This window comes from Hyphomonas sp. KY3 (assembly GCF_017309975.1).
GTDB lineage: Bacteria > Pseudomonadota > Alphaproteobacteria > Caulobacterales > Hyphomonadaceae > Hyphomonas.
In genome coordinates this window covers 2142377-2163065 of record NZ_CP022271.1, presented here as the reverse complement: position 1 = coordinate 2163065, position 20689 = coordinate 2142377, and the positions used below count along the sequence as shown (strand labels likewise).

The following is a 20689-nucleotide window of genomic DNA, read 5'->3' as shown; positions in this document are numbered from 1 at the left end:
AAGACTGTATCCATATACCCGCTCCAAAGGAGACGACCCGCATGAGCACTCCCGCAAACGCTAAAGGCCGCGTGTCCCAGGTTATCGGTGCTGTTGTCGACGTCGAATTCGACGGCGAACTGCCCGCCATCCTCAACGCGCTCGAAACCGACAATAATGGCAACCGCCTGATGCTTGAGGTTGCCCAGCACCTCGGCCAGAACACGGTCCGCACCATCGCCATGGACGCCTCTGAGGGGCTCGTGCGCGGTCAGGCAGTTGCCGATACCGGCGCTCCAATCATGGTTCCCGTCGGCCCGGCCACACTCGGCCGCATCATGAACGTGATCGGTGAGCCGATCGACGAACGCGGCGCGGTAGATACAGACATGCGCCGCTCGATCCACGCAGAAGCGCCTGAATTCGTCGACCAATCGACCGAATCCGAAGTGCTCGTCACCGGTATCAAGGTCATCGACCTGCTCTGCCCATACGTGAAGGGCGGCAAGATTGGCCTGTTCGGCGGTGCCGGTGTGGGCAAGACGGTTCTGATCATGGAACTGATCAATAACATCGCGAAACTGTTCGGTGGCTACTCGGTGTTCGCCGGTGTCGGTGAACGGACCCGCGAAGGAAACGACCTTTACCACGAGATGATCGAATCCAAGGTTATCAACTTGGAAGGCGAAAGCCGGATCGCACTGGTCTACGGTCAGATGAACGAGCCTCCGGGCGCGCGTGCCCGTATCGCCCTCACGGGACTCTGCCAAGCTGAATACTTCCGCGATGAAGAAGGCAAGGACGTTCTGTTCTTCGTCGACAACATCTTCCGCTTCACCCAGGCCGGTGCTGAGGTGTCCGCACTTCTGGGCCGTATCCCGTCCGCTGTGGGCTACCAGCCCACGCTGGCAACCGACATGGGTATGCTGCAGGAACGCATTACCTCGACGAACAAGGGGTCTATCACCTCGGTCCAGGCCGTGTACGTGCCGGCCGATGACCTTACCGACCCTGCGCCTGCCACATCGTTTGCCCACCTTGATGCGACCACGGTTCTGAACCGCGCGATCTCTGAAAAGGGCATCTACCCCGCTGTGGACCCACTGGACTCCACCAGCCGTATCCTCGATCCGATGGTCGTCGGCGAAGACCACTACAACGTGGCGCGCGGCGTGCAGGAAATCCTACAGCGCTACAAGGAACTGCAGGACATCATCGCCATCCTCGGCATGGACGAACTGTCGGAAGACGACAAACTGGCCGTGGCTCGCGCCCGTAAGGTTGAGCGCTTCCTGTCGCAGCCGTTCGATGTGGCTGAAATCTTCACCGGTTCGCCGGGCGTGCAGGTGAAACTCGAAGACACGATCACGGCATTCAAAGGCCTGATCGCGGGCGAGTATGACCACCTGCCAGAGCAGGCCTTCTACATGGTCGGCAATATCGATGAGGCGAAAGCCAAAGCTGAAAAGATGCTGGCTGACGCCTAAGCGATAACGGACAGGGACGAATGGCCAACAAACTCCACTTCTCACTCGTATCTCCCGCCAGAGAACTTTTCTCCGGCGAGGTGGATCACGTGATTGCCCCCGGCTCGGAAGGTGAGTTCGGCGTGCTTGCAAATCATGCTCCGTTCATGACCACGCTCAAGAATGGTGTTGTTCGTGTTCTGGAAGGCGACACTGTCAAGATGCGCATCTTTGTGCGTGGTGGTTTTGCCGATGTGACGGCCGAAGGCCTGACCATTCTGGCGGAAGAAGCCCGCATGCTGGACAAGCTGAAAGTCGAGGATGTCCAGAAGGAGCTCGACGAGACGCTTCTGAAAATCCAGTCGCTGGATAAGGGCGACAGCGCCAAGCTCGCATTGCAAGAGCACTACGATTATCTCGAAAGCCTCAAGGCGGCGATGGTTCACTAACCGAACCGACATTTAGGCAAACAGGAACGCCGCCCTTTCGGGGCGGCGTTCTGCGTTTTGGGAGTGGTAGATCGTCTGATCAGCCCTGGGCTGGGCGTTCTTCCGGTAACTGCGTTGCTGCGTGTTGGAGAAACTTCGCCAACTTTTCTGCTGTCTCGGCCCCCTGAACGGCGATACGTCGATGCGCGATGTATGTCGGCACACCGCTTATGCCCATTTGCTGGAACAGGGCTTCTTCGTTGCGGACATTCTCGACGTCGGCATCGGTGGGCATCAATTCAGCGACAATGGATGGGTCGAGATTGATCTCACGCGCAATGTCGACCAGTACCTCGGTCTCTCCAATGTCACGTCCATCGGAGAAGTATGCCTTGAAAAGCGCTTCCTTGGCTTCTGCACCCTTCTGCTGACCCTGTGCCCAGCGCACAAGGCGGTGCGCATTGAAACTGTTCGGGCGGCGCGTGATCCGGTCGAACTGGTAAGGGATGCCTTCTTCCTGTCCGTATTGGATCAGGGCGTCACGCATGGTGTTGGCGCGATCCCTTCCGGAATCAGAGCCGAACTTCTCCTTCATATGCGCCTTGTAGTCGACGCCTTCGACAGGAATTGTCGGGTCCAGTTCAAAAGGACGGAAGATCAGTTCCACGTCCAGTTCCGGGACCAGTTTGATTGCGTCGTCCATCCTGCGCTTGCCAAGCCAACACCAGGGGCAAACCAGGTCCGATACCATTTCGATTACAAGTGTCATGCGACCAATCTAGGTATGCATCTGCCCAGACGCAAATAACGTGTCAGTCAGAACTCAGAACTTCCCGCGCAATTCGCAGGATTTCGCGAACAAGCAGGTCCAGGTCAGAGCGCCGGGTCCGGTGGTTTGTGATGTTCACGCGGATCGCCACGCGCCCATTTATCTTCGTGGTCGAAGGTGCGGCTATACCTTGCAGTTGCAGCTGGACGACAATCTCCGCGTTCAGCTCGTCCAATTCTGTATCGGACAGGGCTTCGCGCAGATATCGAAAGCAACAAATCTGCATTGAGACAGGAAGCAGCAACTCCAGTTCAGGTGTGGTCCGAACCAGTTCGCCCAGATAAGCGGCTTGGTCGCAGTTCTGAGTGATCAGCCTGCCAAGCTTGGCTTCACCATGCTCGGCAATCTGCGCCCAGACTTTAAGCGCCCGAAACCCGCGCGATAATTCTGGCCCGAGTTCAACCGGCCAAGTACCACCCGCGGCCAGCCCGCGGTCTGCTGATTTGAGATAATCCGGACGGTCTGAGAAAGTTTTCAGGTGCGTCTGGCTCGAGCGGATCAGGATGCAACCTGCATCGTAATTCACGTGAAGCCATTTATGAAAATCGAAAGCAATTGAGTCCGCACGCTCCAGCCCGTTCAGACGCGGACGCAACCGGTCGCTCAACATGCCGAGTGCACCGAATGCGCCATCAACATGAAACCACAGGTCTTCTGCTTCCGACATTTCCGCCAGCGCGGCGAGGTCGTCGACGGTACCTGCATTCACCGAGCCGCACGTGCCTGCGACCAGAAAGGGCTCGAATCCTGCTGCGCGATCTGCTGTTATCGCCTCCTGCAACGCCGAGACATCGATTTGATGTGCTGGCGTAACCGGAATCTTGCGCAATGCAGCGGTGCCTAGGCCGAGCAAGTCGAATGCCCGCGCAATGCAGGCATGGGCTTCACTGGATGTGTAGCCGACCAGTCTGTGTGTCCCCATGCCTTCGGCGCGACTGTGAAAGTCGAGATGGGCATCACGTGCGGCCTTCAGTGCAATGATGGTCGCCATTGATGTGCCTGAAACGATCAGGCCGCTCGCATCCTGCGGAAAAGAGAAGAGACGCTTGCACCACTCTATCAGTTGGCGCTCCACCTCAATCGCACCATGATTGCGACCGCCAGTATTCGCGTTGATCGCCGCTGTGATAATATCTGCAACCAGATTGGACGGTGTGCCTGCCCCATGCACCCAGCCGAAGAAGCGCGGATGCGTGTTTCCGACACCATATGGCAGCAACTCCCGCATAATAGAGTCTACACTTTCCGGCGGCACGCCGGTTTCCGAAAGACTGAAAGCGTCTTTCATATCCTCGGGAGGCGGCGTCCAGACTCTGCCTTCGCGCGTATGCTCCATCTTATCGACGGCAGTGTCGACCATGGCATGCAACCGCTTGCGAAAGGCATTCCAGTCAGATGGATCCAGGCTGTCTTCGGAAAATGGCGGCGGCGTTTGGTCATAAGAGGTCATACTCTTCGATCTCGCCTTTTTGCTGCGGAGACAACGGGGTCGGACAGGGGCGAGCGCATGCGTCGCACCTTGAAGGGGTCAAGGTGCTGAGGGCGCGTCTTCGTCCGGTCCAATCACGCCTTCGCGCTTTAGGGCTCTGAGGGCTGCACTCGCAAACCAAGTCTCACCAGATTCTGAAGGAGACGGGCGTGCATGTTTCATCTCGAACCCGAAGGGCAGGCTCATCGTGGAAGGAGGACCGTCTGGAACAAGCTCATGGTCAGCAAATAGCGAACTCTGTGTCGGCTCCGGTGCCATGGCGGACAGGGCGAAGCCAAATGCAACAAGGGCGCCCGCCCAGACATTGGATTTGAACACGGCAAGCGCGGCTTGCTCACGGCTCGACTTCAGTCGCACTGACTGCCAGACGCCGTGAGCGAGGAATAACAACGCGGTCAGCGCGCCTATTCGACCGGCCTCATTCATGGCAGCTGCGAGGGCGATAAGCGCCGCTGCGCCGAGGTGGAAGCAGAAGCTGATCAGTACAGCCCGCTTGCCGAAGAGGCGCGCGGTGGACCGGACACCAATCAGGGCGTCGTCTTCACGATCCTGAAGCGCGTAGATGGTATCATAAGCGATCGTCCACAGTATCAGGCCAGCATACAGCACGATGACGGGAAAGCTGACATGGGATGCAACGGCCGCGCCAACCAGGACCCCCCAATTGAACGTCAGGCCCAACCAGGCTTGAGGCCACCAGGTCACGCGCTTCATATAGGGGTATGCGACGACCAGCGGTATCGATAGTAGCGCGACGAATTTTGCGTCCAATGGCAACAGGAGCCAGACAGTAAATCCGATCAGAAGTTGGGCTCCGAGAAAATAGTAGGCTTGTTTTAGCGTGACCGCGCCGGATGGAAGTGGTCGTAGTGCTGTGCGGCTCACGCTGGCGTCAAAGTTCCGATCCGTTATGTCGTTCCATGTGCAGCCTGCTCCACGCATGGCTACCGCGCCGAGCAGGAACAGGATCGCCCAGACGAGATCAAAAACATAAACGCCCGTAATCAATCGCTGGAATGCCAGACCAATCAAGCATGGCAGATAGAGCAACCAGATGCCCACCGGCCGGTCCCACCGGGCCAGCATGGCATAGGGTTGCCAGCCAAGCGGCAGGCCAGACAGCCATCCGGGCAGGGCACTATCGGCTGGAATCGTGCGTGTGTCGTCCATCGCAGCGGCTTATACCGAAATTCTGTGTTTCAAACAGCCACAGACAAGCACGAGGCGAATAGTGCCAGAAAATCCCTCTGGCGCTAACGCAGTCTGGTTCAGGCGATGAACACGGTCTTGCGGTTTACGAAGGCCTTGACGCCGTCAGCGGCCAGTTCTCGCCCATAGCCGGACTGTTTGATCCCCCCGAACGGCATCCGAGGATCAGATGAGACCATCGCGTTGACGAACGTGGCACCAGCCTCCAATTCGCTGACGGCCTGATCCATTTCGACTTTATCTTGCGTGAAAATGACTGATCCGAGTCCGAAAATACTGTGGTTTGCGCGGCCGATGGCCTCGTCCAGGTCATTCACTTTCCAGAGATTGGCGACTGGTCCGAACATTTCCTCGTCGGCTGACGGGCTGCCCTCTGGAGCGCCGATCACTATGCATGGATCAAACCAGTTTCCGGTATCGGGCAGGGTGTTGCCCGCATGGAAAACGGTGGCCCCAGCCTTGACCGACTTTTCGACCTGTTCGACGAGCTCATCGCGAATGGACGCGGTAGCAAGAGGTCCAATATGGGTCCCGTCCTCGGTTGGGTCGCCGACTTTGAGGTTTTTGAAGCGAGCCTCAAAGCCGCTCTTGAACGCGTCATAAACGTCGGCGTGGACGAAAAAACGCTTTGCGGCGATGCAGGACTGACCATTGTTCTGGGTCCGGGCTTTGACGGCTGTGTCGAGTGCTTTTTCGAGGTCAGCGGAGGGCATGACGATAAATGCGTCGGATCCACCAAGTTCGAGAAGGGAGGGCTTGATGGCCTTGCCCGCAGTTGCTGCAACCGCTCCACCTGCAGAGCCGGAGCCTGTGAGTGAAACGCCTTTTACGCGATCATCCTTGATAACACTTTCGACGTGTTTTGAACCGATCAGGAGCGTCTGGAACGCGCCTCGCGGAAAGCCTGCTTCCACGAAGACTTCTTCGATGTTGAGGGCAGAGCGGAACACGTTGGATGCATGTTTCAGCAGGCCCGTGTTGCCCGCCATCAGGATCGGAGCAGCGAAGCGAAACACCTGCCAGAAGGGAAAATTCCAAGGCATGACTGCGAGGATCACACCGAGCGGAAGGTGGCGGACATAGGCTTTTGTGCCGCTGCTCTCGATCGGTTCGTCGGCAAGGTAGGTGGCGGCCCGTTCTGCATAGTGACGGCACACCCAGGCGCACTTGTTCACCTCGGCTCTGGCCTGACCGAGAGGTTTGCCCATTTCGGCGGTCATGTCAGCGGCGTAACGGTCAGCATTGGCTTCCAACACGTCGGCCGCCTTCAGCATCAGCCCGGCGCGATATTCGAAGCTCGTCTTGCGCCAGTCAGCAAAGCACTCGTCCGCGTCTCTTATGGCGGTTGCTACTTGTGCTGGAGTGTGGGGTGTAAATTCCTCGATGACTGTGTCATTCGCCGGATTTACGGATTTGATAGTCTGGTCCGCCATGATCACCTCGTGCTGAGTTTCCTGCTGATAGAAGGTATGTCGTACATATGAGTTCAATACCGCGACTTTTTGTGTCGGCCCTTCTCGAGCCTTCTGTACCACTCCGGTTGGAAGAGGACGCGTCAAAATATCTGATGCGGGTCATGCGTTTATCTCCGGGTGACCGGCTTCGTACATTCAATGGCCTCAACGGAGAGTGGTTGTGCGAACTCGGGGCCCCTGAGGGCAAGACGGCCATTATAATCCCGGTCGAGCAAACGCGCGAACAGATGAGCGCAGACACACCCCATCTCGCATTGTTGTTTGCGCCAGTGAAAAAGGCGGAAACTGACTTCATCGTCGAGAAAGCAACCGAACTTGGTGCCCGCTCCATTCATCCTGTGATCACGCAGTTCACGCAAACTCGAACTGTCCGGCTGGATCGCTTCAACAAGATTGCCCTCGAGGCTGCGGAACAAACTGAACGGCTTGATCTGCCGGAAATTTCTGACCTCGTGGTTCTGGAAGAAGCGCTTGCTCAACTGGACGACGACACGGCGCTAATCTTCTGTGATGAAGCTGGTGAGGACGAGTCCAAGCCTTGGGGCGGGGAGTTCGGACGGGCAGGCGCCGCTCTTTCGGTGCTGGACTCCCTGAAAGATCGCAGTGCAGCGATCCTTATCGGCCCTGAAGGTGGATTCAGCCAGGATGAACGCCAATTCCTGCGTGCGCGTGCGGATACTTATCCTATTAGCCTTGGCCCCAGAATTTTAAGGGCGGAAACGGCGGTCGTCTCGGCGCTCACCCTTTGGCAAGCGGTGTGTGGTGACTGGACCTAGAAGGGCCACCGCTTCATGGGCTTCGGTACGGCACTTTCCCATCGACGTTGCCACTCAAGCGTAATCCCGATGCGATGTTCCAGCTTGCCGTCCCAGTGAGCGTTCAGCCCAACGGCCTTCAGCGTATCGAAGATTTCCTGGCCAATCTGGAGGAACACCGCGTCCGCCGTATTATTTGAGGCTCCGTAGCTGAGATAGAGATTGCCGGATTCGACCGCGCTTTCCGTGTCCTGCTGGTGAAAGAAGACGTAGCCGCGTGCCCGACGGCCATAGGCTTCGAACTCCTCAATTTCGAGATTGATCTCCGCAGCTCCGCATGTGCCGCAGCACGTGAAATTCTGTCGGGCGACAATATCCTTGTCATCCAGCATGTCGAAGGCGAGTTCCAGACGGTCGAAGTCTGTCAGCACCGGCCACTTGGTCTGCTCTGACTGCACGGCCTCGATTTCCTGAATCAGCGCGGACCGAATCTCGGATTGCCGGTCACGCTCTGAAATAGGCGACTCGAACTCCTCGGTCAGATCCAGAAGGATTTCCTCGATTTCCTCGACGGGTTCATAGCCACCACGCACATGGATGCGTGCCCAGACTTTGAGGTCATCGCGTTCTTCTGTGGTAAATCGCGTCATCAGTCTCACCTGCGGGAATAAACGAACTTGTGAGAATAACCCGGTTGGCGCTCGAGCGAAACATCCCTATGTGCACTCACAGCAAGAGTTTGAGGGGAGGCCTCCATTGTGACCACGCCGACGTCGGATATCGACGAAAACTCCCAGCGTATCTCGGGGAAATCCGAGCTGGTCGAGTATTTCGAGGCTGGCAACAAGCCGAAAGCAGATTGGCGCATTGGGACTGAACATGAGAAATTCGGCTTTCTGCGCGATGGTTTGCGCCCGCTTCCCTACGAAGGTGAGGCCTCCGTTCTGGCAATTCTGGAAGGCCTGCGCGACCGGTTTGATTGGCAGCCAATCGTCGAAGGCGGCAAGCTGATTGGTCTGAAGAAGGATGGCGCAAGCGTATCTTTGGAGCCGGGCGGTCAGTTCGAGCTGTCGGGTGCGCCACTCGAAACCATGCACCAGACCTGTAATGAAGTGGGCTCGCATTTGCGCGAAGTCCGAGACATTGCCGATCCGCTGGGCGTTGCTTTCATGGGCCTCGGTGCGAGCCCGGTCTGGAGTCTCGCCGAAACGCCGGTGATGCCCAAAGGCCGCTACCGCATCATGATGGACTATATGGACAAGGTCGGCCGTCTGGGACGGCAGATGATGTTTCGCACATGTACGGTTCAGGCCAATCTCGACTTTGCCTCCGAAGCGGACATGGTGAAGAAGTTCCGCGTCTCGCTGGCGCTACAGCCGCTCGGCACGGCGCTGTTTGCGAACTCGCCCTTCATGGAAGGTCGCCCGAACGGCTTCCTGTCCTACCGGTCGCAAATCTGGACTGACACAGATCCCGACCGTACGGGCATGCTGCCCTTCGTGTTCGAGGACGGGTTCGGATTCGAACGTTACGTGGATTATGCGTTGGACGTGCCGATGTATTTCGTCCGGCGCGGCGGCAAATACCTAGACGCAAGCGGTCTCTCTTTCCGCGACTTCATGGATGGGAAACTGCCCATTCTGCCCGGCGAGAAGCCGGCGATGGACGATTTCGCGGACCATCTCTCGACGATCTTCCCTGAAGTCCGTCTCAAGCAATTTCTGGAGATGCGCGGTTCTGATGGAGGTCCATGGAGTCATCTATGTGCATTTTCCGCCTTCTGGACCGGATTGCTGTATTGCTCAGAAAGTCTGGATGCCTGCTGGGACCTGGTGAAGTCTTGGTCAGATGCGGAACGCGAATCGATGCGGCAGGGAGTACGTACGCTAGGCCTGCGTACGCCTGTGCCGGGTGGCCGCACCATGCAGGACCTCGCGCTTGGCGTGCTGGACATTTCCCGGGCCGGTCTGAAACGTCGCGCAAATCTTTCTGTGTCGGGCGATGATGAAACGGGCTATCTCAGTGAACTTGATGAGATCGCGCGGACAGGACTCACGCCCGCCGAGCGCCTTCTCGAAAAATATCATGGCGAGTGGCAGGGCGATCTGAGCCGCATTTTCGTCGATCAGGCCTATTAAGGGAATAAATTCCCTCATCCGGGCTTCTCAATTGGCACAAGCTGCCTTGAGAGCTAGGCGTTTGCGTGGTCAAACTACCGGTTCGTAAGAATTTCCGGGGAGTTGAACGCGTGACAGACATCACTGCGAATGGTGCAGCGGGCAAACCCCGCGATACCTCATTTTTCGGCCATCCTAAGGGGTTGGCCATTTTGTTCTTTACCGAGATGTGGGAGCGTTTTTCCTATTACGGGATGCGCGGCCTGCTGGTCTTGTACCTGACCCAGCATTTCCTCTTCTCGGATGAGAAGTCGTCGATCATGTACGGGGCCTATACGGCGCTCGTTTATGTCATGACGATTATCGGCGGGACACTGGCCGACCGATACCTCGGCCAGCGCAAGGCGGTGACCTTTGGAGCGATCCTGCTCTGCCTCGGTCATTTCGGCATGGCGTTCGAGGGCAGTGGCTCAAAGGAATATGTGGTCACGGGTGGCTCCGAGATCGAGATCGAGATCCAGCATGAGGGCCGCGGTGACCAACGCCAGCTGTTTGTCGACATGGATGGAGAAACCCGCCGGATCGTTTTCGAGCAGGGCAGTGGGGATCTGCAGATCCTGGAAAGCGCTGATGATGCCAAAGAGCCGACTGCGGCCGTCTATCAGCAGATCGCAAAAGACGCCTACACGACACGGATCGAGCAGCAGGAACTCTATACAAACATCCTGTTTCTCTCGCTGGCTTTCATCATTGCAGGCGTTGGCTATTTGAAGGCCAACATCTCCACGATTGTGGGCGCGATCTATGAGTTTGACGATCCGCGGCGGGATTCCGGATTCAGCCTCTTCTATATGGGCATCAATCTCGGCTCGCTGCTCTCATCTCTGAGCTGCGGCATCATTGGCATCCTCTGGGGCTGGAAATACGGCTTCGGACTTGCTGGTATCGGTATGCTGGCGGGTCTGCTCGTTTTTCTTTGGGGCCAGAAATACTTGGATGGAAAAGCTGAGCCGCCGAACCCGGAAGCGTTGAAGCAATCCTTCCTCGGCCCGATCAATGTCGAGATGGCCTGCTATCTTGCCGGCGCCCTCGTGATCGGTGTGGCCATGCTGCTCGTCATGAATGCTGAAGTGATTCCCGACTGGTTTGTCGGCTCACTTGGTATTGCCATCTTCGTTGGTCTCGTGGGGTATTCCTTCGTGCAGCTTCAGGGGACCGAGCGGAAACGCATGTTTGCGGCGATCTACTTCGTGCTGGCGCAGATTCCATTCTGGGCCCTGTTCGAGCAGGCTGGCTCATCGCTGACCCTGTTTACGGACCGTCTGGTCGACAAGGAAATGCTTGGGATCAACGTGCCGACGCCGGTCTTCCAGTTCCTGAACGCGGGCTACATCGTCATCTTCGCCCCGATCTTTGCCTGGATGTGGATTGCCCTGTCCAAGCGGAAAATGGAGCCGTCGACGCCGGTGAAATTCGCGATTGGTGTGTTCCTAGCAGGCCTTGGTTTCCTTTCCCTGGTTGGGGGCATCGGCATGTCCGGCGCCGGGATGACCGCTGTTGGATTCATCTTCCTGATCTATTGGGTCCACACGATGGGCGAATTGATGGTGTCGCCGGTTGGCCTGTCGGCGGTAACAAAGCTGGCACCGGCGCGTGTGGTCGGCATGACGATGGGGGCATGGTTCCTCTATTCCGGACTGTCGAATTATCTCGCGGGCGTGATTGCCCGCACAACCGGCGCCGAGACTATCGGTGGCCAGATCACGGACGTTGCGGCGGCGAAGGCCACCTATGTCAGTGTCTATGCGAATGTCGGCTATGTCGCGATGGGAATTGGCGTCTTCATGCTGCTCATCTCGCCGATCATCAAAAGCTGGATGAAGGGTAGCGAGTTGCCAGCAGAATCTTCCATGGTTTCTGACGAGATGTTCTAGTCATTATTCTGTGAGCAAAACAAAAGGGCGGCTTCCGTGGGGAGCCGCCCTTTTCTTTCGTGGTCCTGTTTTGCGGATCAGCGATCCGGCGGCAGGAACTGGTCCGTCGGCAAGCCACGCTTGATCCAGCCCTCACCAATCCCTTCCAACCCGGCCATGCCTTCGACAATCTCGTAGATGTCTGCAAATCCAGCCGCTTCCAGTTGTGCTGCCGCCAGAGTGGAGCGGTTGCCCGCCCGGCAGATGACGGCGACAGGGTAGTCGAGATCTCCCAGAACCGCACCGCGCGCCTGAGCCAGAAAATCCACGTCTTTCACATTGGCGCCCACGCTGTCGCGCGGCATGCCGGTCATCGCCCATTCGGACGGAGTGCGCACGTCCAGAAGAATAAGTTCTCCGCGCTGGACGAGGGTGTGGGCAGCGTCTGCGGATAGGGTTTGCACATCGGCGGAGGCGGGCAGGGCAAGCGCGAAAACTGCTGACGCTACGGACAGGATAAATGAAACCGGACGGGCCATAGGAAACTCAACTCTAACTTCACCGCATTGAGCCAAGACTCAATTATGGCGGCAAAGTGTCAAAGGGCGCGGTTCATCGCAAGTCCGATTACCCAAGATGACGGCAAATTTAGCCAGCGCCGCCTACAGTCAGGGCACCTACTTTGAGCGTTGGCTGGCCCACACCCACAGGTACGGACTGCCCGGCCTTGCCGCAGACCCCCACGCCATCATCCATGGCGAAGTCGTTGCCGATCATGGTGACATCCTGAAGTACAGTCGGGCCGTGGCCGATCAGGGTCGCATTCTTGACCGGTGCAATGACTTTTCCGTTCTCGACGAGATAGGCTTCGGTGCACTGGAACACGAAATTTCCGGACGTGATATCAACCTGGCCGCCGCCGAAATCCACGGCCCACAGGCCGCGTTTGATGGAGCCGACGATTTCGTCCGGGTCCTTGTCGCCGCCCAGCATCACGGTGTTGGTCATGCGCGGCATGGTGGCGGATTCATAGCTTTCGCGGCGGCCATTGCCGGTCGGGGCCTGACCCATAAGGCGCGCATTCATCCGGTCCTGCATATAGCCTTTCAAAATGCCGTCTTCGATCAAAACGGTCTTCTGGGTCGGCGTACCCTCATCATCAAAGGAGAGTGAGCCCCGGCGGCGTTCGATGCTGCCATCATCAATAATGGTGACACCCTTGGCAGCGACCTGCTCACCAATGCGACCGGAGTAAACGCTTGTGCCTTTGCGATTGAAGTCACCCTCAAGGCCATGACCTACCGCTTCATGCAATAGAACGGCCGGCCAGCCTGGCCCAAGCACGACTTCCATCTGTCCGGCAGGCGTGGGGATGGATTGGAGATTCACAGACGCCTTCTTCACGGCGCGCTGGACCATCGCCTTCCAGCGATCCGGTTGGATCCAATCTTCATAAGCAGCACGGCCACCGGCACCGGCGCCAGCCGATTCGCGGCGTCCGTTTTCTTCCAGTGTCACCGAGACGTTCAAACGAACGAGCGGCCGGACTTCCGAGAAGACTGCACCGTCCGGGCGAACAATGTCGATTTCCTTGTGACTGCCCGCGAGCGAGACTGAGACCTGAACCACGCGCGGGTCATAGGCGCGTGCCCAAGCATCGATTTCAGCCAGCAGGCCGGTTTTCAAGGAGAAGTCTGGCGCAGAGGTTGGATCAATCGGGTCGTAGAGCCGACGATTTGTTGGAGTCGGTCCAGTCGCGAGATGGCCTGAATAGCCGCGCTTGGCTTGCGAGGCTGTTTCGCCCGCGCGGCGAATCGCGTCCAGCGACAATTCGGAAGCATAGCCGGAGCCGGTCGTCTCACCGGCGACGACTCGAAGACCGAAGCCCTGATCGGTATCAAACGCGGCGGACTTCAGCCGCCCGTCATCAAATACGAAGCTTTCTGATCGGGAGCGCTCAACAAAAAGGTCACCATCGTCGGCGCCTTTTGCGGCGTCGGACAGGATTTCAGAAGCCTTGGTCAGGTCGAAGGGCAGGGATGTCTGTGTCATCTTGAATAGATGCGTGACACCCCGGCGCGTCGCAAGGGCAAAGGCGCAGAAACCCGTTCCTGATCAGTTCGTGCTGACCTCGAAGCGTGACAGCTGCCATTCGGCCAACTCCCAATCAGGCTTCAATTCCAACGCTCTGCGAAAGTCGTAATAGGCGCCTTCCACATCATCCAGTTTTTCCTTTGCCAGCGCGCGATTGTAGTAGGCGGCGTGCAAATCGTTTGAACCATATACGATGGCCTGGTCCAGGGATTGGAGCGCCTTGTCATACGCTTCGATGAATATATAGGCTGCGCCCTCATTAAGGTAGGTTTCGCCAGTGTCAGGGCTGATGCGCTTGGACTTCTCATAGTCGGAAAGCGCTTTCTCGTAGAGCCCGGCGCGCATGTAGAGCACGCCGCGATTCGTGTATGTGGCGGCGCGATTGCTTAGCTTCATCGCTTCATGCTGGATCGCCCGGGTGCAGATTTCAGCGCCTTCTCGTGGAGATACGGATCCAAACTTCGCGGCTTCATAGCAGTCCTCGGCAATTCCTCCCCCGAGTACCAATACCTGCGCGTTGGCGGGTCCGACGCCCAGTCCGAGCAGAAGGAAGGCGGTAAGAATTGAGTTTTTCATTGTTTTTGACCTTTCATTTCACGTGCCGGTCGTAGGGAGAACATACCACAGATCGAAGGCATCGCCGACAACCTGCGACAATATTGAGCGCGTAAAGTGGTAGGTTGCGGCTATCACGTATTGTAGATAGAGGGACACAGATTCCAATGAGACGAGGATAACTTCGTGCGACACCTTATTGCCGCCTTGTGCGCTGCCGTCATGGCCGGTCCGGCGCTGGCATTCGTTCCTCAAGACGGTGCGCTGGGTTTCCAGCCTGCCGCAACGCGCATTGCAGAGCGCATTCACACCTTCCACCACTTCGTTCTGATCATCATCGTCTTGATCACTCTGCTGGTGCTTGGCCTGCTGATGTGGATCATCTTGCGTCACAATCGCAAGGCCAATCCGGTGCCGAAGAAGTTCAGCCATAACACGCTGATTGAAATCATCTGGACGGTTGTTCCGGCGCTCATCCTCGTTGCAATCGCGAGCCAGTCTTTCCCGAACCTGTATTATCAGGACGTGGTTCCCAACCTTCAGCAAATTACCGATAAGTCGGATGCGATGATTGCTGACGGCAAGACGGCTCAGCATGAGCGCTTCGCCAAGGACTATTTCCCGGAAGCAGCTGAAAAAGGCTTCGTGAACGTCAAGGCGCAGGGCAACCAGTGGAACTGGACCTACACTTATCCGGACCTGATTGATGATTCGGGTTACCCGCTGGAATTCGTTTCCAACCCGGTTCATGTTGGTGTTTCGACAGATGGCGACAACTATGCCGCGGCAACAGGCCGTACCGATTTCGCGTCCAAGCCCAAAAATCTCGCCGTCGATTACCCGATGGTTATCCCGGAAGATCGTTTTGTGCGTTATTACACGGCCGCGGCTGACGTGATCCACTCCTGGACCGTTCCAGCCTTCGGTGTGAAGACGGACGCCGTTCCGGGTCGCCTGAACGAGGGCTGGTTCCTCGTCGAGGAGCCGGGCATCTACTACGGCCAGTGCTCTGAGCTTTGCGGCGTGAACCATGCCTTCATGCCCATTGAAGTGCGCGTGGTCAGCCAGGCGCAATTCGACAGCTGGGCCGAGTTTATGCTCGCGGGTGACTATGAAGCCGCCTATGCGACCGTCGACGTTTTTGCATCCACTGAGCAGGCGACCCAGTTCGCCGCCAAACAGTAATTAGGGAAGAGTGACACGCCATGCCTATGGATGAAGTGGCCATCGACCATCACGACTCACACGATCACAAGCCCGGCTTCTTTACGCGCTGGCTGTTTTCGACCAATCACAAGGACATCGGTACGCTGTACCTGATCTTCGCGCTGATCGCGGGGGTTGTAGGGTACACGCTGTCTGGCCTGATTCGTTGGGAACTTGCTGAGCCGGGTATCGGGGTGATGACACAATTCGTTGCCGGTGAAGGCGACGTGGCCATTCAGAATGCCAAGCATTTCTACAATACGGTGATTACCTATCATGGTCTGATCATGATCTTCTTCATGGTGATGCCGGCGCTCATTGGTGGCTTTGGAAACTGGTTCGTTCCGTTGATGATCGGCGCGCCAGACATGGCCTTCCCACGCATGAACAACATCTCGTTCTGGCTTACAGTTGCAGCTTTTGTGCTTGCCTGTATCTCGATGACGGTTCCAGGCGGACCCGGCGACGGGTTCGGAGGGGGCTGGGTGCTTTATCCGCCGCTGTCGTCCACCACAGGCCATCCCGGCCCGGCAATGGATGTGCTCATCCTGTCGCTGCATACGGCGGGTATCGCGTCGATCCTCGGCGCCATCAACTTCATCGTGACCATTCTGAACATGCGCGCGCCTGGAATGACCATGCACAAGATGCCGCTGTTCGCTTGGGGCGTGCTCATCACGGCCGTCCTGCTGCTGCTGTCGCTGCCGGTGCTTGCTGCCGCGCTGACCATGCTGCTGACCGACCGTAACTTCGGGTCGCAATTCTTCGCGCCTGCGGGTGGTGGTGACCCGATCATGTTCCAGCATCTGTTCTGGTTCTTTGGTCACCCTGAAGTCTACATCATGATCCTGCCGGCCTTCGGCATCGTCAGCCACATCGTGTCGACCTTCTCCAAGAAACCGATCTTCGGTTATCTTGGTATGGCCTATGCCATGGTCTCCATCGGGGTGATCGGCTTCGTCGTGTGGGCGCACCACATGTACACAGTCGGTATGGATGTGGATCTGAAAGCCTACTTCGTTGCGGCCACGATGGTGATCGCCGTTCCGACGGGTATCAAGATCTTCTCTTGGATCGCGACCATGTGGGGCGGGTCCATCGACTTCACGGTCCCGATGCTCTGGGCGATTGGCTTTATCTTCCTCTTCACTGTGGGGGGTGTTACTGGTGTCGTGCTCGCAAACGCTGGTATCGACCATGCCCTGCACGACACCTATTATGTCGTCGCGCACTTCCACTACGTGCTGTCGCTCGGCGCCGTGTTCGGCCTGTTCGCAGGTTGGTACTATTGGTTCGAGAAAATGTTCGGCATCAAGTACAATGGCATGATCGGCGGCCTGCACTTCTGGCTGATGTTCATCGGATCGAACGTCCTGTTCTTCCCGCAGCATTTCCTCGGCCTTCAGGGCATGCCGCGCCGTTACATCGACTATGCTGACGGCTTTGCCACCTGGCACATGTGGTCGTCGATCGGTTACGCGATCACGCTGGTTGCGACGCTGATCTTCTTCGTCGGCCTCGTCGAAGCCATGATCCGCCGCCGCAAGGGTGAAGCCAATCCATGGGGCGAGGGCGCTACGACGCTGGAATGGACGTTGCCTTCGCCGCCACCGTTCCACCAATTCAATGAGCTGCCGCATGTCACCAACAAGGGCGGCCACTAGACTGGCCCCTGCCTGACCTGAATGATGGCCCTGCGACGTGTCGCGGGGTCATTTTCGTAGAGGCTCTGTCAGGACCCGGCGCGGTGATCAGCGGAGGCGATCATGAATGAAGCATCCGAGGTGGCCCTGCCGCTCTGGGCCCAGCATGCCATCTGGATTGCGGGACAGCCGGAAGTGATGATGGTTCTGGCCGGCCTGCTTCTGGCGAGCCTGTTCCTGGTGGCGCGCCGGAGATTTGTGCGCGACCCTGTCTCGGTGCTTTTCCTGGTGCTGTCGGTGGCAGGCGCCCTGATGATCGCCGGCCTGGGCCAGGTGATGGATTCCGCAGCCCTGTATCAAGACACCTATTACAATGCCGCGCGCAATCGTTTTCTCGCCGCGTTGCTGGTCATCACGCTGGCCTTCTGGGCGCTGTATCGCTGGTTCAGGGCGATCGTTGGCGTGAGGTACAACCGGGTGCTGGGCGGGATCCACTGGGTTGCCTGGTCGGCCAGTGTGGCGCTGCTGATCTGGCCGGGCTTGTCGCTGGAGGCGGGCATGCCGCAACGCTATGTGGAGTATGGCGACGTGTTTGTCCGGTATCAGACACTGCAGATGATCGGGTATTTTGTCACGCTGATCTCAGTGCTGGCCTTTGCCATATGCATGGGAGAAGCTATTTACCGCCGCACCAAGACGGGCAAGGAGCCCCCGGAGACGCATGACCGAGCCGTCCGCCACTTCTGACATGGCGCCCAAGCGCTACGCCACCGCAGGCGATTATGTGCAGCTGCTGAAGCCGCGCATCATGATGCTGGTTGTGTTCACCGCAATTGCCGGTCTCGTCGCTGCAGTCGGCGTTACCGGCGTTTTGATAAACCCTGTCATGGCCGCGATTGCGACACTGGCCATCGCGCTCGGGTCGGGCGCAGCTGGCGCCATCAATATGTGGTATGATGCTGATATCGACCAGATCATGACGCGCACATCGACACGGCCGATTCCGTCGGGCGCTGTGCCGAAGGAAGAGGCCCTTGCAATGGGTCTTATCATGAGCGGCGTATCGGTGCTGCTCATGTGGCTGGCCTCCAACTGGTTGGCGGCTGCGCTCCTGGCATTCTCGATATTCTATTATGGCGTCATCTACACAATGTGGCTGAAGCGCTCGACGCCTCAGAACATCGTCATTGGTGGTGGTGCAGGCGCGTTTCCGCCTGTTATCGGATGGGCAGCGGTCACGGGCAACACACCGGTCGATGCGTGGATACTGTTCGCGATTATCTTCTTCTGGACGCCGCCGCACTTCTGGGCGCTCAGCCTGTTGGCACATGGTGAGTACGAGAAGGCGGGGGTGCCCATGTTGCCTGTCACGCACGGGGCAAAAGCCACGCGAAACCAGATACTGCTTTATACGATCTTGCTCGTGCCGCTCGCATTACTTCCGGTTGCGTCCGGTCTTGGCGGGTGGATTTATGGCTTGGTTACGTTGGCTCTGGGGCTCGTCTTCCTGGCTTATGCAGTCCGTGTTTGGCGCTCGAAGGCGGGCGACGCTGGAGCTAGCGCTGCCGACATGAAACTCGCACGCGGCATGTTCTTCTTTTCCATCCTGTACCTGTTCCTCGTCTTTGCGGCGCTGATTGTTGAGCATGCCGCAGGTTTGCACTTCCCTGTAGGAGGGGCCTGATTTGTCTGACGAAAAAGAGAAATATGCCGGTGAATTCACCGACGCCTACACGCCGCAAGAGGCGGAATTGCGGGCGCGCAAAAGCAGGAATCTCTGGTTGGGACTGGCGCTTGCAGGCTTTGTGATTCTCGTGGGCGTTGTCACGTTTATCCGCTTGTCGTCATCTGATTTGAGCCAGAGTGGTTTCTATTATTCTGTCGATGACAAGGGTGAGCGCATCAATGACCTGCCCGAGGGCATGACGCCGGATCAGGCGGCACCACCCCCAAATCTGACGCCGATCGACGAAACGCAGCCGGAAGAGGGCGAGCCATGAAGCTGTCGAACACAAAGGTTGCACTTGTTTCACTGGGCGTTTTCACGGGCATGCTCGGGCTTGGTTTCGCAGCGGACCCACTCTACGACACGTTTTGCAAAGTGACGGGATTTGGCGGCACCACACGTATTGCCACGGCCGCACCGGATAGGATGGTCGAACAGGAAGTGATGGTGCGTTTTGACGCCAATGTCGCCGATACGCCGCTGACCTTCCATCCGCTCCAGACAACTCAGACTTTGAAGCTCGGCCAACATGGCCTCGCTTTTTACGAGGTTTCCAACCCGACTGATCAGGAAATCCGGGTCATTGCGAGCTATAATGTGACGCCGCACTATGCGGGTCTCTACTTTAACAAGCTTGAGTGTTTCTGCTTTGAGGAACGGGTGGTTGCACCTGGCGAAACAAAGAAACTGCCGATCGTCTATTTCGTCTCTGCTGACATGCTTGAGGACCGGGTAGCTAAATCCCTGGAGACGATCACGCTCAGCTACACGTTTTTTGACAGTTCCAGCTATTCGGGCGAGAAAAAAGCCGCCCAGAAGGGTGCGGCGAATTCAGCCAATGCCGGCTGATGTAGTTGCACATACAGGCCGGAGCGGTCTAAAGAGCGCTCTGATTCATGTGATTTTTTAGAGGGGTCAAAAGGGCCATGGCTCACGACGAAGTCAAACACGATTTCCATCTGGTCAATCCGTCTCCCTGGCCATTGCTGGGGTCATTGGCGGTAATCGTTACCGCACTCGGTGGTGTTACCTATATGAAAGGCCTGTTTGGCCTCGAAGCCGGAACCTGGTGGCTGCTGGCCGTAGGCTTGGCGATGGTCATATGGGTAATGTTCGGCTGGTGGCGCGAAGTCATCAAGGAAGGCGGTATTGGCGATCACACGCCCGTCGTACAGATTGGCCTGCGTTACGGCATGATCCTGTTCATCGCGTCTGAAGTGATGTTTTTTGTCGGCTGGTTCTGGAGTTTCTTCGAGTTCGCCATCTATGAAAGTGCGCGCGTCGGTGAGACATGGGATTCGGCCAACGCGCTATACGCAGACGGCCTGTCGCGTTTTGCAGACTGGCCGCCAGTTGGCGTCGAGACCTTTGACCCGTTCCATCTGCCGCTGATCAACACGCTGATCCTGCTTCTTTCGGGCACCACAGTCACTTGGGCGCACCACGCGCTGCAGCACAATGATCGCGCCGGTGCCAAGCTTGGCCTCGTCTTCACCGTGCTGCTCGGCATGGTGTTCACAATGCTGCAGGCTTACGAGTACAGCCACGCGGCTTTCACCTTTGACGGCACGCTTTATGGCTCCGCCTTCTTCATGGCGACCGGTTTCCACGGCGCGCACGTCGTGATCGGTACGATCTTCCTCGCAATCTGCTTGATCCGTCTGTTGATGGGCGGCATGAGCGCAGAGAAGCATCTCGGCTTCGAATTTGCGGCTTGGTACTGGCACTTCGTTGACGTGGTCTGGCTGTTCCTGTTCGCCTTCGTCTATGTCGTGCCATTCCTTGTTTATGGCGGATAGACTGGC

General features: G+C 57.5%; 20 protein-coding genes. 12 read left to right on the top strand and 8 right to left on the bottom strand.

Annotated elements, in window-relative coordinates; genetic code table 11:
- Positions 1-41 precede the first annotated feature (41 nt).
- Together atpD and CFA77_RS10640 are read left to right on the top strand one after the other, a co-directional pair.
- Positions 42-1466 carry a F0F1 ATP synthase subunit beta gene (gene atpD / locus CFA77_RS10645; protein ID WP_206990672.1) on the top strand — a complete coding sequence of 475 codons (1425 nt, stop codon included), beginning with the start codon at positions 42-44 and terminating at the stop codon, positions 1464-1466.
- 20 nt (positions 1467-1486) lie between these two features.
- On the top strand, positions 1487-1894 hold the full coding sequence (locus CFA77_RS10640; protein ID WP_206990671.1) for a F0F1 ATP synthase subunit epsilon: 408 nt from the start codon (positions 1487-1489) through the stop codon (positions 1892-1894).
- A 79-nt stretch (positions 1895-1973) separates the two neighbouring features.
- Here the strand turns inward: CFA77_RS10640 and CFA77_RS10635 are convergent, their stop codons facing one another.
- The 4 genes from CFA77_RS10635 to CFA77_RS10620 form a co-directional block, all read right to left on the bottom strand.
- Positions 1974-2642, bottom strand: a complete 669-nt coding sequence (locus CFA77_RS10635) for a DsbA family oxidoreductase (RefSeq protein WP_206990670.1) — start codon at positions 2640-2642, stop codon at positions 1974-1976.
- 43 nt (positions 2643-2685) lie between these two features.
- Complete coding sequence (locus CFA77_RS10630) at positions 2686-4152, bottom strand: aminotransferase class V-fold PLP-dependent enzyme (protein WP_206990669.1); 1467 nt, start codon at positions 4150-4152, stop codon at positions 2686-2688.
- Positions 4153-4230: 78 nt separating this feature from the next.
- On the bottom strand, positions 4231-5361 hold the full coding sequence (gene ubiA / locus CFA77_RS10625) for a 4-hydroxybenzoate octaprenyltransferase (RefSeq protein WP_206990668.1): 1131 nt from the start codon (positions 5359-5361) through the stop codon (positions 4231-4233).
- A gap of 98 nt (positions 5362-5459) precedes the next feature.
- Positions 5460-6833, bottom strand: coding sequence for an NAD-dependent succinate-semialdehyde dehydrogenase (locus tag CFA77_RS10620; RefSeq protein WP_206990667.1), 1374 nt, complete (start codon positions 6831-6833; stop codon positions 5460-5462).
- Between the two features lie 47 nt (positions 6834-6880).
- Between CFA77_RS10620 and CFA77_RS10615 the strand changes: the two genes are divergently transcribed.
- Positions 6881-7651, top strand: a complete 771-nt coding sequence (locus tag CFA77_RS10615; protein ID WP_206990666.1) for a 16S rRNA (uracil(1498)-N(3))-methyltransferase — start codon at positions 6881-6883, stop codon at positions 7649-7651.
- Here CFA77_RS10615 and CFA77_RS10610 read toward each other — a convergent pair.
- The gene (locus tag CFA77_RS10610) at positions 7648-8280 is read right to left on the bottom strand and encodes a hypothetical protein (RefSeq protein WP_206990665.1); all 633 of its coding nucleotides are present in this window, start codon (positions 8278-8280) and stop codon (positions 7648-7650) included. The genes CFA77_RS10615 and CFA77_RS10610 overlap by 4 nt on opposite strands.
- A 108-nt stretch (positions 8281-8388) precedes the next feature.
- Here CFA77_RS10610 and CFA77_RS10605 point away from each other — a divergent pair, with 108 nt between their 5' ends.
- Positions 8389-9768: a glutamate--cysteine ligase gene (locus CFA77_RS10605; protein WP_206990664.1), complete on the top strand. Its 1380-nt coding sequence runs from the start codon at positions 8389-8391 to the stop codon at positions 9766-9768.
- A 206-nt stretch (positions 9769-9974) separates the two neighbouring features.
- The gene (locus CFA77_RS10600; RefSeq protein WP_206993224.1) at positions 9975-11681 is read left to right on the top strand and encodes a peptide MFS transporter; all 1707 of its coding nucleotides are present in this window, start codon (positions 9975-9977) and stop codon (positions 11679-11681) included.
- A gap of 77 nt (positions 11682-11758) precedes the next feature.
- Here the strand turns inward: CFA77_RS10600 and CFA77_RS10595 are convergent, their stop codons facing one another.
- From CFA77_RS10595 to CFA77_RS10585, 3 genes are all read right to left on the bottom strand, one after another.
- On the bottom strand, positions 11759-12199 hold the full coding sequence (locus CFA77_RS10595) for a rhodanese-like domain-containing protein (protein WP_206990663.1): 441 nt from the start codon (positions 12197-12199) through the stop codon (positions 11759-11761).
- A 109-nt stretch (positions 12200-12308) separates the two neighbouring features.
- Complete coding sequence (gene tldD, locus CFA77_RS10590; RefSeq protein ID WP_206990662.1) at positions 12309-13712, bottom strand: metalloprotease TldD; 1404 nt, start codon at positions 13710-13712, stop codon at positions 12309-12311.
- A 63-nt stretch (positions 13713-13775) separates the two neighbouring features.
- Positions 13776-14330 carry a tetratricopeptide repeat protein gene (locus CFA77_RS10585; RefSeq protein ID WP_206990661.1) on the bottom strand — a complete coding sequence of 185 codons (555 nt, stop codon included), beginning with the start codon at positions 14328-14330 and terminating at the stop codon, positions 13776-13778.
- 165 nt (positions 14331-14495) lie between these two features.
- Between CFA77_RS10585 and coxB the strand changes: the two genes are divergently transcribed.
- From coxB to CFA77_RS10550, 7 genes are all read left to right on the top strand, one after another.
- Positions 14496-15494, top strand: a complete 999-nt coding sequence (gene coxB / locus CFA77_RS10580) for a cytochrome c oxidase subunit II (protein WP_206990660.1) — start codon at positions 14496-14498, stop codon at positions 15492-15494.
- A gap of 20 nt (positions 15495-15514) precedes the next feature.
- The gene (ctaD, locus tag CFA77_RS10575) at positions 15515-17179 is read left to right on the top strand and encodes a cytochrome c oxidase subunit I (RefSeq protein WP_206990659.1); all 1665 of its coding nucleotides are present in this window, start codon (positions 15515-15517) and stop codon (positions 17177-17179) included.
- A 102-nt stretch (positions 17180-17281) separates the two neighbouring features.
- Positions 17282-17905 (top strand): hypothetical protein, encoded by a 624-nt coding sequence (locus tag CFA77_RS10570; protein WP_206990658.1) that lies wholly within the window; start codon positions 17282-17284, stop codon positions 17903-17905.
- Entirely contained in the window at positions 17880-18842 is a 963-nt protein-coding gene (locus tag CFA77_RS10565) for a heme o synthase (protein WP_206990657.1), read from the top strand. Before CFA77_RS10570 ends, CFA77_RS10565 begins: the two co-directional genes overlap by 26 nt.
- A 1-nt stretch (position 18843) precedes the next feature.
- Complete coding sequence (locus CFA77_RS10560) at positions 18844-19158, top strand: hypothetical protein (RefSeq protein WP_206990656.1); 315 nt, start codon at positions 18844-18846, stop codon at positions 19156-19158.
- Complete coding sequence (locus CFA77_RS10555) at positions 19155-19733, top strand: cytochrome c oxidase assembly protein (protein WP_206990655.1); 579 nt, start codon at positions 19155-19157, stop codon at positions 19731-19733. The genes CFA77_RS10560 and CFA77_RS10555 overlap by 4 nt, the downstream gene beginning before the upstream one ends.
- A gap of 77 nt (positions 19734-19810) precedes the next feature.
- Positions 19811-20683, top strand: a complete 873-nt coding sequence (locus tag CFA77_RS10550; RefSeq protein ID WP_206990654.1) for a cytochrome c oxidase subunit 3 — start codon at positions 19811-19813, stop codon at positions 20681-20683.
- Positions 20684-20689: the final 6 nt, after the last annotated feature.